Source organism: Acetobacter cibinongensis, from assembly GCF_000963925.1.
Classification (GTDB): domain Bacteria; phylum Pseudomonadota; class Alphaproteobacteria; order Acetobacterales; family Acetobacteraceae; genus Acetobacter; species Acetobacter cibinongensis.
Genome location: NZ_BAMV01000006.1, coordinates 21,156 through 33,054, shown reverse-complemented (window position 1 = coordinate 33,054; position 11,899 = coordinate 21,156). Strand labels below are relative to the sequence as shown.

General features: G+C 56.9%; 12 protein-coding genes and 2 tRNA genes. 11 read left to right on the top strand and 3 right to left on the bottom strand.

Going from position 1 to position 11,899, the window contains the following annotated elements; all coding sequences use genetic code 11:
* Window positions 1–33 precede the first annotated feature (33 nt).
* From Abci_RS02835 to Abci_RS02795, 9 genes are all read left to right on the top strand, one after another.
* Complete coding sequence (locus Abci_RS02835; protein WP_048837646.1) at window positions 34–2,946, top strand: Rne/Rng family ribonuclease; 2,913 nt, start codon at window positions 34–36, stop codon at window positions 2,944–2,946.
* Window positions 2,947–3,073: 127 nt separating this feature from the next.
* Window positions 3,074–3,805: an ATP phosphoribosyltransferase gene (hisG, locus tag Abci_RS02830; protein WP_048837645.1), complete on the top strand. Its 732-nt coding sequence runs from the start codon at window positions 3,074–3,076 to the stop codon at window positions 3,803–3,805.
* A 14-nt stretch (window positions 3,806–3,819) separates the two neighbouring features.
* Window positions 3,820–5,133: a histidinol dehydrogenase gene (gene hisD / locus Abci_RS02825; protein ID WP_048837644.1), complete on the top strand. Its 1,314-nt coding sequence runs from the start codon at window positions 3,820–3,822 to the stop codon at window positions 5,131–5,133.
* A gap of 72 nt (window positions 5,134–5,205) precedes the next feature.
* Window positions 5,206–5,424 (top strand): translation initiation factor IF-1, encoded by a 219-nt coding sequence (infA, locus tag Abci_RS02820; RefSeq protein ID WP_003622234.1) that lies wholly within the window; start codon window positions 5,206–5,208, stop codon window positions 5,422–5,424.
* Between the two features lie 5 nt (window positions 5,425–5,429).
* Entirely contained in the window at window positions 5,430–6,062 is a 633-nt protein-coding gene (locus tag Abci_RS02815; RefSeq protein WP_048837643.1) for a Maf family protein, read from the top strand.
* Window positions 6,059–7,156 carry a ribonuclease E/G gene (locus Abci_RS02810; RefSeq protein ID WP_146806715.1) on the top strand — a complete coding sequence of 366 codons (1,098 nt, stop codon included), beginning with the start codon at window positions 6,059–6,061 and terminating at the stop codon, window positions 7,154–7,156. The genes Abci_RS02815 and Abci_RS02810 overlap by 4 nt, the downstream gene beginning before the upstream one ends.
* Window positions 7,149–7,331, top strand: a complete 183-nt coding sequence (gene yacG / locus Abci_RS02805) for a DNA gyrase inhibitor YacG (RefSeq protein ID WP_048837641.1) — start codon at window positions 7,149–7,151, stop codon at window positions 7,329–7,331. Before Abci_RS02810 ends, yacG begins: the two co-directional genes overlap by 8 nt.
* A gap of 55 nt (window positions 7,332–7,386) precedes the next feature.
* Window positions 7,387–7,462: transfer RNA gene (locus tag Abci_RS02800), tRNA-Phe, on the top strand.
* 189 nt (window positions 7,463–7,651) lie between these two features.
* Window positions 7,652–8,083: a hypothetical protein gene (locus tag Abci_RS02795; protein WP_084597493.1), complete on the top strand. Its 432-nt coding sequence runs from the start codon at window positions 7,652–7,654 to the stop codon at window positions 8,081–8,083.
* A 38-nt stretch (window positions 8,084–8,121) separates the two neighbouring features.
* Here the strand turns inward: Abci_RS02795 and Abci_RS14295 are convergent, their stop codons facing one another.
* Window positions 8,122–8,253: a hypothetical protein gene (locus tag Abci_RS14295; protein WP_261766254.1), complete on the bottom strand. Its 132-nt coding sequence runs from the start codon at window positions 8,251–8,253 to the stop codon at window positions 8,122–8,124.
* A 104-nt stretch (window positions 8,254–8,357) separates the two neighbouring features.
* Window positions 8,358–8,657 (bottom strand): YggT family protein, encoded by a 300-nt coding sequence (locus Abci_RS02790; protein ID WP_048837640.1) that lies wholly within the window; start codon window positions 8,655–8,657, stop codon window positions 8,358–8,360.
* A gap of 116 nt (window positions 8,658–8,773) precedes the next feature.
* On the opposite strand from Abci_RS02790, the gene Abci_RS02785 reads away from it, so the two are divergent.
* Window positions 8,774–8,849, top strand: a tRNA-Ala gene (locus Abci_RS02785).
* Between the two features lie 90 nt (window positions 8,850–8,939).
* Here Abci_RS02785 and Abci_RS02780 read toward each other — a convergent pair.
* Complete coding sequence (locus Abci_RS02780; protein WP_048837639.1) at window positions 8,940–10,448, bottom strand: peptide MFS transporter; 1,509 nt, start codon at window positions 10,446–10,448, stop codon at window positions 8,940–8,942.
* Between the two features lie 229 nt (window positions 10,449–10,677).
* Here Abci_RS02780 and Abci_RS02775 point away from each other — a divergent pair, with 229 nt between their 5' ends.
* A complete protein-coding gene (locus tag Abci_RS02775) occupies window positions 10,678–11,898 on the top strand; it encodes an NADP-dependent isocitrate dehydrogenase (protein WP_048837695.1) in 1,221 nt (406 codons plus the stop codon).
* Window position 11,899 lies beyond the last annotated feature (1 nt).

Sequence of the window (11,899 nt, the reverse complement as noted above, 5' to 3'; positions counted from 1 at the left end):
GCCAGCCACCGGCGCACCGGAGTTTTTCTTTTTATGTCAAAGCGGATGCTTATCGATGCGACGCACGCGGAGGAAACGCGCGTTGTCGTTATGGATGGAAACAGACTTGAGGATTATGATGTTGAAGCCGCTGCCAAAAAGCAGCTTAAAGGCAACATCTATCTCGCCCGGGTTATTCGGGTAGAGCCCAGCCTACAGGCTGCTTTTGTTGAATATGGCGGTAATCGCCACGGCTTTCTTGCCTTCAGCGAAATTCACCCGGACTACTACCAGATTCCGGTAGCAGACCGTGAAAAGCTGCTCGCCCTTCAGGCTGAGGAAGAAACCCTGCTCGATCATCAGGATGACGGTGATGAGCAGACGGACGCTGACCTTCAGGACGCCGGGGGCAACGTTGACGCCGCTGAGCGTGCGGAAGACATTACCGCAGAAAGCGAAGAGGGTGACGAAGGCGAAGAACGCCGCCCACAGCAGCAGCGCCGCTCTAATGGCCCTGACTATGTAGGCGGTGAAACCGATACCGGTGAAGAAGCGCTTATCCAGAAACGCATTGCCCGCTTCCTGCGGAATTACCGTATTCAGGAAGTGATCCGCCGCAGGCAGGTTCTGCTGGTTCAGGTGGTTAAGGAAGAACGTGGCAACAAGGGTGCAGCCCTGACCACCTACGTGTCTCTTGCTGGCCGCTATTGTGTGCTCATGCCCAACGCGCTGCGTGGTGGCGGGGTGTCCCGCAAGATCACTTCCGTTGCTGACCGCCGCCGCCTGCGTGACATTATTTCGGACCTGAACCTGCCGCATGGTATGGCCATGATTGTCCGGACAGCAGGCGCTCAGCGCCCCGGCCCGGAAATTACCCGGGACTGCGAATACCTGCTGCATTTGTGGGATGACATTCGTGAGCTGACATTACAGTCCGTTGCGCCAGCCCTGATTTACGAAGAAGCAAGCCTCGTTAAACGCGCCATTCGGGATGTGTATACACGCGAAGTAAGCGAAATTCTGGTGGACGGCGAAGCCGGGTGGAAAGCTGCGCGGGACTTCATGCGCCTGCTCATGCCCCAGCACGCAGAAAAAGTCCGCCTGTGGAACAAGGAAAACCAGCCGCTCTTTACCCACTATCATGTGGAAGGGCATCTGGACGCCATGTTCTCACCGGTCGTGTCTCTACGCTCCGGCGGCTATCTGGTGATCAACCAGACAGAAGCGCTGGTGGCTATTGACGTAAACTCCGGCAAGTCCACCAACCAGCGCAATATTGAAGAAACGGCCTACCGTACCAATCAGGAAGCTGCGGACGAAGTGGCACGTCAGCTACGCCTGCGTGATCTGGCCGGGCTGATTGTCATCGACTTCATTGATATGGAGTCTCGCCGCCACAACGTCACAATTGAACGCCGCCTGAAAGATGCCCTGCGCCACGACCGTGCCCGCATCCAGATGGGAAATATCTCCCATTTCGGCCTGCTAGAAATGTCCCGGCAGCGGCTGCGTCCGTCCGTAGCAGAGGCCGTCTTTACCCCTTGCCCGCACTGTCAGGGCACAGGCATGGTGCGCGGCATTGAAAGCTCTGCCCTGCATGTCCTGCGCGCCGTGGAAGAAGAAGGGGCTCGCCGCCGCGCTTCTGCCATCACAGTACACGTGGCCGCAGACATTGCGTTTTACATTCTCAACAACAAGCGCACATGGCTGCATGAGATTGAACAACGCCACTATATGGAAATTCTGTTTGCAGCAGACTCTACTCTGCCTGCCCCAGAAGTCCGTATTGAGCGCCGCCAGCCTGCAAAAGTGGGACGTGCCCCTGCACCAGCCCTTGTAGCACCACCGGTTGAAAACGTGGCTGTCGAGAGCGTTGTGAGTGAGGACGTTCCTGCTGACCATGAAGATGAGCAGGCAATTGCAACGCATCCGGCGGCAGACGTAGCCGCAAATGGGGAAGAGGCTCCGCGCCGCCGCCGTCGCCGCCGTCGCCGTGGGGGCAGTGGCAACCGCGAAAACCGTGAACAGCTTGTGTCTGGTGAGGCTGACGCACACTCCGCACAAGCCGAACAAAACACCACGCACCAGCCCGCTGCTGAAGGTGCTGCCGACAGTCAGGCTGACGAGACCCAGGAAAACAACCTGGTACCGGGCCGCCGCCGGACGCGCCGTTCCCGTGTTCAGCGGGCAGACCAGCGCACGGACCGGCTGGACGTTGAGGTTCCAATTATGGAAGGCCCTGCCCCCCGTCAGGAACCGCGCCCTCGCCAGATCTGGCAAGGGCCAACACCAGCCAACCCGTTTGGGGGGAGTATTGATATTTTCGATCTGATCGAAAATAGCACCCAGAACGCGCTGCGCGAGCAGCAGGCTGCCCCTGTCAAAACACCCGCTCCGGCACCCGTTCAGGCTGCTGAGTCTGCCGCTGTTGAAACGAGAGTGGAAACCCCAGAACCCGTGCAGGCTACACCTGTGACCGAGGCAACGGACAACACCGAGCAGGATGAAGCCAAACCTGCCCGTCGTCGTGCGCCACGCCGCGGCCGGAAAGTGGATGCCGCACCGCAGGCTGAGCCGCAGAGCGAAGGAGAAGCCAGCGCTGAGGCTCAGGACACAGTCGAGGCCGAAGCCGAAGCACCCAAGCCGCGCCGTCGCCCTGCCCGCAAAAAAGCGGACGCGGAAACGGAAGGCACAGAGGCTGTAGCGGAAGACAAGCCGCGCACACGCCGCCGCACAACGCGCCAGAAAGCTGACGCCGTAGAGACCACAGACGATGCGGCATCTGCTGACAGCGTTGCTGCGGAAAAACCGGCCCCTCGCCGCCGGAGTGCTGCCGCAAAAACGGCTGCCGCTGAAAAAACAACTGAGGAGTCTGCACAAGCCGCAGACCCTTCAATTGTGCAGCCCGTGGTGATTGATGACACCAAACCTGCCGCAAGCCGCCGCAGTGGATGGTGGCGCCGCTAACCCCCGCGCATATGTTCTGGGCAGGTTTATCCTGCCCAGAATACGGCCTTGCCTTTGAAGCCGGCCGGGCTTGTGCTACGAGTGCCGCCGTCACGCACTCTTATTTACCCGCTCGACCGGAGTTTTCATGACCGTGCCCCAGCCTGACCGACTGCCCCCACTCCAGCCTGGCACGCAAAACCATCATGCTCCTCTGGTTCTGGCTCTCCCCAAAGGCCGCATCCTCAAAGCCGTCACGCCGCTGCTGAGCAAGGCCGGTTGTGCTCCGTCCGAGGACTGCCTGGGTGATAACAGCCGCAAACTCCGTTTCCCCACTCAGGACCCTAACCTGGATGTTGTTCGGGTACGCTCGTTTGACGTTGCAACCTTTGTTGCTACCGGCGGCGCTCAGGTTGGCATCTGCGGCGCAGATGTGCTGATGGAATTTGACTACCCGGAAATTTACGCTCCGCTGGATCTTGGTATTGGTGGCTGCCGTATCTCTGTGGCGCAGCCAGCCAACCTGCCGCACGACCCGGCCGAATGGGCCAGATGGTCAGAAGTACGGGCTGCCACAAAATACCCCGCCATTACACGCCGCTATTTTGCAGAGCGCGGCATTAACGCCAATATTGTGCATCTGAACGGTGCCATGGAACTGGCCCCCATGCTGGGCCTCTCCCGCCTGATTGTTGATCTGGTGGACACAGGCTCCACCCTGCGTGCGAATGGTCTGAGCGAAGTTGAGACCATTGCGCATGTCACCAGCCGCCTGATTGTAAACCGCACGGCGCTGAAAACACGGCCAGAAGAAATTTCGGCCATCATCAATAAATTTCGGATGGCCCTTGAAGGCCAGATGCAAGACCGTAACGGCTAAGGCGGACATTTTTCATGAAACGGCTTGATATTCGTGATCCCGGCTTTGAAGCTGAGTTTTCCTCGCTCCTTACCGCGCGTGAGGAACAGGGACAGGAAGTGCACGGCCCTGTTACAGCCATTCTGGCGCAGGTCCGGCAGGACGGTGATGACGCCCTGTGCGCTCTGACCGAGAAATTTGACCGCCTGCCCCTAACAGCCGAAAAACTGGCTTTTACGGCAGCCGAAGTTGAAGCCGCCCGGGCACAGGTCAGCCCTGACCTGCTGGATGCGCTGGACGTAGCCGCAACCCGTATTGAATCCTTTCACGCCGCGCAAATGCCTGAAGGCATCCGGTATACGGATGACGCAGGCATGACATTGGGTATGCGCTGGATTCCGTTGGATGCGGTTGGCCTGTATGTGCCGGGCGGGAAAGCCGCTTATCCGTCCTCCGTCCTCATGAACGCTATTCCTGCCCGCGTTGCCGGTGTGGAACGTCTGGCCATGTGTGTGCCCACACCTGACGGAATCATTAATCCGCTTGTTCTGGCCGCAGCACACCGCGCCGGGGTTACGGAAATTTACCGGGTTGGCGGAGCTCAAGCCGTAGGAGCTATGGCTTTTGGCACCCGGACCATTCGCCCGGTTGACCGTATTGTCGGCCCCGGCAACGCCTATGTTGCAGAAGCCAAGCGGCAGGTTTTTGGCCATGTCGGGATTGATAGCATTGCTGGCCCGTCTGACGTGGTGGTCATTGCCGATTCGGCAACCGACCCACGCCTGATAGCCCTTGATCTGCTGGCTCAGGCGGAACATGACGAGCTGGCGCAAGCCACCCTTATTACCCCCGATGCTGCTTTTGCAGACACCGTTATTGCAGCGGTTGAAACTGAACTAAAAACCCTCAAACGGTCCGCCATTGCCGGGGCAAGCTGGGCACGGAACGGGGCGGTGCTGGTTGTCCGGACGCTGGAAGAAGCCGTAAGCCTTGCAAACCGTCTGGCCCCTGAGCATCTGGAACTGATGGTGGATGACCCGGAAAGCCTGTTTGCCCATGTGCGGCACGCGGGCGCGGTGTTCCTTGGCCGTTATTGCCCGGAAGCCGTGGGGGACTATGTAGGAGGCCCTAACCATGTGCTGCCAACATCCCGTACAGCGCGTTTTGCGTCTGGCCTGTCCGTTTTTGATTTCATGAAACGCACCACATTCCTGTCCGGCGGGCCTGATGCCCTCCGCCGTGTTGGACCCGCAGGGGTCGCGCTGGCTCATGCGGAAGGGCTGGAAGCCCACGCCCTGAGCATCTCCGCCCGGCTGGATGCTTTAGCAAAGAGCACACCAAACGCTTGACCGAATGGGGCTGCTCACCCATATCTGCACATCGCAACCATAACGTAGGCTTAAAAATGAACGAAGGACGCCATGTCTAAAGAAGACATGATTGAATTTAGCGGCACAGTCACCGAACTGCTGCCCAACGCAATGTTCCGTGTGAAACTCGATAACGAGCACATGATTCTGGCCCATACCAGCGGCAAAATGCGTAAAAACCGCATTCGCGTTCTGGCTGGTGACCGGGTGAATGTTGAAATGACACCTTATGACCTGTCCAAGGGTCGTATCACATTCCGCTTCAAGTAAGGGCCATGACCGCATCCGGGCCGTCTGGCACGGAAAGCGCATCACGCCCCGCTTTTGTGCTGGCTTCAGCGTCTCCCCGCAGGCTGGACCTTCTGGCCCAGTTGGGGTTGACGCCTGACCGCGTTTTTCCTGCTGATATAGACGAAACGCCTGCGCGCGACGAAGCGCCAAGGCTGTATGTACGCCGTATGGCCGTAGAAAAAGCAGCGGTCGTCGTCCGGCAGATAGAAACGCCCGCCCTGGTTCTGGCAGCCGATACAGTGGTGGCTCTTGGCCGCCGTATTCTGCCAAAGGCGGAAGACCGTGACACAGCACGGACTTGCCTGCGCCTGCTTTCAGGCCGCCGTCATACTGTTCTGACCGCCCTTCAATGCCGCCCTAGCAGCAGTTGGCCTGAAGGCCAGACCGCCGAGCGGGTCGTTGAAACAGCCGTCACCTTTGCCCGCATGACTGATCGACAGATTGAAGACCTGCTGGATAAAGGCGACTGGCAGGGTAAAGCCGGAGGCTATGCCTTACAGGGCCATGCTGCGGGGTTTATCCGCGCATTGTCCGGCAGTGCATCCGCCGTGATCGGTCTACCCTTGTTTGAAACTGCCCAGCTTTTGCGGGGGCAACCGGGCCGCTGGTTGCTGTGAGCGTTTTTTTACGCCTCGCCTTTTCCCCCGGCGAAGTGCGTATTGCGGCCACGCAAGATGATACGCTGCTTGATTACGCTCTCTGGCGGCCTGGCGCGCCAGATGGTGTCGGGGATATTTACTGGGGCCGTATTGCAACTCTTCTGCCAGCCATGGGCGGCGCTTTTGTTGAGCTTGGCGCGCCCAAGCAAGGTTTTCTGCCCCTTTCCCAAGACAAATCGCCTCTTACTGAAGGTCAGACGCTGGCTGTACAAGTTGCCAGGGCCGCACAGGGCGGCAAGGGGCTACGGCTGCGCAAGGTTGATCTACCAAACCATATACCTGCACCGCAGACATGCTGCCTGCTGACGCGTGGCCCAACCGCGCTGGAGCGCTTGGCTGCCCGCTGGCCAGAAGCTGGCATTACCGTTGATGGGCCTGAAGCCGCAGCCCTTCTGCCGCACGCCCTCCGCGAGCGCCGCAGTAAAGGGTTCCGCCCTTGGCCCGAGACCATTGCCGCCGCATGCGCCATGCTGGAAGAGCCGCTGATTGATCTCCCCGGTGGGATGCAGGCCAGCATTACGCCCACCCCTGCCCTCACAGCCATTGATATGGATGCGCCTCCAACCTCTGGCGGCTGGAGCAAACAAACAGCGCAATTTGCCGCAAACCGGGATGCTCTTCCAGCTTTGCTCCAGCAAATTCACCTCCGCAATATCTCTGGGGCCATTCTTATAGACCCGGCAGGCCTGTCTACACGCAAACGGCAGGCGTTGCTTGAGCCTGTGACAGCCATGCTGAAAGCAGATCCGTTAAAACCACGCTGCCTTGGCATTACGGGGCTGGGCCTTATAGAAATTGTCCGGGCACGGGTTCACCCGTCCCTCACGGAGCTTCTGACCAGCCCGCATGGTGTCGCCCTTGCCGCATTACGCGCGTTGGTCCAGACCCAGCCGACTGCCACACTGCTAAGAGTAGGCCTCCGGCTGGCGACAGCGCTTGATGCAGACCCACAAGCCGTGACTGACTGCAAGACAATGCGGGGCAAAGCTTTTACGTTAAAGCTTGATCCCTCCTTACCAGACCTAGCCTGGATAGCTGAACATCATGACTGATACCGCCCCCTGCCCTGTGTGTGGAAAGCCAGCCCAAGCTGCAACACGGCCTTTCTGCTCCCAACACTGCGCCGACATTGATCTCGGCCGCTGGTTTACCGGGCAATACCGCATACCCGGTCCGTTGGTGGACGAAGAAAATATTCAAAAAAATGAAGGAAATGATGAAAGGTGACTTGATCACTCGTGCAGGGTGAGATAAACCCGCTCTCACACCGCAAGGTTACGGTGCCCAAGTAGCTCAGTTGGTAGAGCATGCGACTGAAAATCGCAGTGTCACTGGTTCGATCCCGGTCTTGGGCACCATTTATTTCCCTAAAAATTTAAATTACCAGTAATGCTTATTTTACGTGTTAGCGTGTCAGAAAGCCTGCTTCATTGCTGGTTATATATCCAGTGTAACCCGGCAATTTACCTGACATCACACGGCAGATGACCACGCCATGGTTACATCTATGATGATTTTTCCCACGAAAAATCTGAAAGCCAAAATGTGTGACAGTCGAACCCAGAGGGTTACGGAACAACAATCCCGGTAATCTGAATTTTGCCCATCAGGCAGGTGCCGTCTTAGAAAATGGTGTAGCGCACCCTCGTTTTGCATATTTCAAAACAATGGATGATGGGGTGGAAGCCCTGTGTCAGCAGCTTCGACTATATTTCCAGCGTAATATAAACACTGTTGCCGCCATTATTTGCAAATGGGCACCACCCACTGAAAACTTTACATCAGCCTACAGTGCTTATGTTGCACAACAAATGGCTGTAGACCCAAACACGGTTTTACAGGGCACACCTGCACAGGCCGCCAGATTAGCCCTTGCCATCATCCATCTGGAAAACGGCAGGCAGCCTTTCACTTACGCCCATATTTTAGCAGCGGCGGAAAAAGTTTGGGGTCATACTGCGTTGTCACACGCCTCATGACCCCTTCTCACACTCAGCCCTGGTGACATCAGTTTAGATTAGTCTTTGGGCTTATCCGGGTCTTGCGTGGACGGAGGATCGCTGGCGGGGAAGCTTTCTTTCAAAGCTTCGTCCAGCTCTTTCTGTTTTTCTTTGTCGGTTTTGGTCTGTGATGCGTTGTGAGCCGTCATTGTACGGTTCCTTCTTGCGTGGTGAGCACAAGAAGAACGCAGCAGACAGGATAAGGAAACAGGCCAAGCCAGCTCACAATAATGCGAGTGTCTCCGCTCTGCCGTTACCGTAACAGGAGCGTACGGAACACTTCCAGCAGCAGAGGTTGCAGCACATACTGAATACCCAGCAGCACAACCATCGGGCTGAAATCAACCCCACCCAAATTAGGCAGCATACGCCGCACCGGCCCAAGCACAGGCTCGGTCACACGACTGAAAAATACACCCACTTTCCACACAATCTGGTTGCGGCTGTCCAAGATACCAAACATGCACAGATTAATAAAAATGCATGAGAGCAACAGCACCCAACAATACACGTCCAGAAGGCGCATCAACACCATAAAAAGGCCTATGAGCAAGCATTCGTTCCTTTATGAGAGACCAGTAGGGCTGCACTTTAAGCCTGTTTGCCACGGCTGCAACAGAAACTTGACAGCGCTTTAACCCGCCTTCTACCCTCCAAAGGACAACAGGCGGGGCTGTAGCTCAGTTGGGAGAGCGCCTCGTTCGCAATGAGGAGGTCAGGGGTTCGATTCCCCTCAGCTCCACCAACCGCCTGCATTCCGTGTAAAACATAAAAAAAGGGAGCCAGTACAGTGACCGGCTCCCGCTAAACGTCTTGGCTTTACACGCCAGATAGATCAGGCTGCCAAATCAAGCTTTGCAGCAGCCTGCGCCGCACGGTGCTGTGCGTCCCAACGCCGTGTGAAAGGCAAACACACGACAAACACCAGCGTACAGCCCACAGCCATAATAAAGAGGGTGCGGAACAGGTCAGCATAAATGGGAAGAGTCACTGCTGGTCCTCCGTCCCCCACGCTGGCACCAACCGCAGCAAGGTTAGCGACCATGCTCCCCAGATACATCGCCACGCCATTGGACACGCAATAACTGCCCATCATGAACGCCCCGATATTGGCAGGGACATAGCGCGCAACCACCGCCAGCCCCAAGGCGCTGATCAGCAATTCCCCGACTGACAAGGCACCATATGCCCAGAACATGACCCATGGTGACACCAGGGTGGTGCTATTGGCTGCACTCAGCCACCAGATAAGGAAAGAGAGCGCCACGAGGGAAAACCCGACAATGAATTTTTCAGCTATCGGGAAATTCCAGCCCCGGTCTTCCATGGTTTTATATACCCACGACAGAACCGGGCTGGCCGCCATGATCCATACAGGGTTAAGAGCCTGAAACTGCCCGGCCGACAATGAAAACAGCGGCACCCCAAACAATGTGAACTGAGACGCCACATCCCGCAGAGCAAACAGGGTCAGTGACGTGACCATCTGCTGGTAGAACACAAAATACAGCATGGTTTGCACAATGAGCAGATAAGCCAGCCGCAGGCCCGGCCTATAGGCCGGAGCAGCGCGCCGATACAGCACAACCCAGATAACGGCTATGATGCTCGCCGCCAGCCAGACGCAGGCCCGCCCAAGACTGGGGGAGCCCAGAATGCCCACCATAACAGCCAAAGCGACAACCATGCCACCCAGCACCGCGGCCAGACGGGAGAGGACAATTGGCTGAAAATCGGGTGCTGAGCCAATGGCTTTTAGGCGGCTCTGAAACAGCATGTAGCAGGCCAACCCAAAGGCAAGACCGGCTGCACAGACAAGGAACGGAGGCCCCCAGCCATAGTGCTGCTGCATCCATGGTGTCAGCAAAAGCGACACAGTGGAACCAACATTGATGCTCATGTAATAATAGGTGAAGGCAACATCTATGCGGGCGTCATCCCCCTCATAAATGCGGCGGACAAGATTGGCAGCATTAGCCTTGAACAGCCCATTGCCTAACGCAATAACAGAGAGTGCTACGTACAGGGCCATCTGGCCGTTCAGGTCCAGCCCCAACAGGGCATACCCCAGGGTCAGCACCACAGTACCCATAACCATGGTACGGCGGGACCCAAGAACAGTGTCCCCTATCCAGCCCCCAATAGCGGGTGCGGCATAAGTTACTGCGGAAAAAGTGCCCCAAAGCAGGTTGGCCTGTGCATCACCAAAGCCAAGCCGTTGCACCATGTAAAGCAGCAGGATGCCCTGCATACCGTAAAACCCGAACCGCTCCCACAGCTCAATGGCAAGCACCACCGAGAAAGACTGTGTGCGGCTGGGCGTGGAAGACAAAGTTGCTGTCATAAAGCCCTGACCATATTGTGATGTCTGTTCCTAGAACAGAACGACAAGCTGCGGCAAACTGCGTTTTTTTGCGCGGTTATACCAGCCTGTAGTGCATCAGGCCGCCGTCCGCTATCTGGAATGTGAGTGGCCGCAACACGCCGCCCGGATTAGTCCGTTTATCCGTCTATTGCATGGCGGTCATGCGCACAGCGCACTTTTTCGCGATTTTTGGGAACGGATTTCTCTTATGGCAAAGATCAAGGTCAAAAACCCCGTCGTTGAGATGGATGGGGACGAAATGACCCGCATTATCTGGCATTTCATTCGGGAGCGGCTGATTCTGCCTTACCTCGACATTGACCTGAAATATTATGATCTGGGCATTGAACACCGTGATGCGACAGACGACAAAGTAACCGTTGAGGCCGCCGAGGCCACCAAACGCTATGGTGTGGCCGTTAAATGCGCCACCATTACACCGGATGAAGCCCGCGTGCAGGAGTTTGGCCTCAAGCGCATGTATCGGTCACCAAACGGTACCATCCGCAATATTCTGGATGGCACCATTTTCCGTGAACCCATTATCTGCACCAACGTACCGCGCCTTGTGCCGCACTGGACACAGCCGATTGTGATTGGCCGCCACGCCTATGGTGACATCTACCGCGCGGTTGAAACCAAAATTCCCGGACCAGGCAAACTGACGCTGTCTTACGTTCCGGACGATGGCGGAGAAACCGTAACACTGGATGTGCATGACTTCAAAGCCCCCGGCGTGGCCCTTGGCATGCATAATACCCGCGCCTCTATTGAAGGGTTTGCCCGCGCCTCCCTCTCCTATGGTCGCGACCGGGGTTTTCCGGTTTACCTGTCCACCAAGAACACAATCCTGAAAGCCTATGACGGCATGTTCAAGGACATTTTTCAGGACGTGTACGACCGGGAATTCAAGGCTGACTTTGAAAAAGCTGGCCTTACCTACGAACACCGCCTGATTGATGACATGGTCGCCTGCGCCCTGAAATGGAAAGGCGGCTATGTTTGGGCCTGCAAAAACTACGATGGCGATGTGCAGAGCGACATTGTGGCGCAGGGCTTTGGCAGCCTCGGCCTCATGACCTCGGTTCTGCTCAGCCCTTCAGGAGACGTGGTTGAAGCAGAAGCCGCCCATGGCACCGTTACGCGGCATTACCGTGAGCACCAGAAAGGCAAGCCCACCAGCACAAACCCGATTGCCTCCATTTTTGCCTGGACACGCGGTCTGGCTTACCGGGGCAAGTTTGATAACACGCCAGACGTTGTAAACTTTGCGCACGCCCTTGAGAAAGTGTGCATAGACACGGTTGAAAGTGGCAAAATGACCAAGGATCTGGCCTTGCTGGTTGGCAAGGATACCCAGTGGCTGGACACCCAGCCCTTCCTTGATGTGCTGGATGCAGGCCTGAAGAAAGAACTCTCACGGTCCTGAG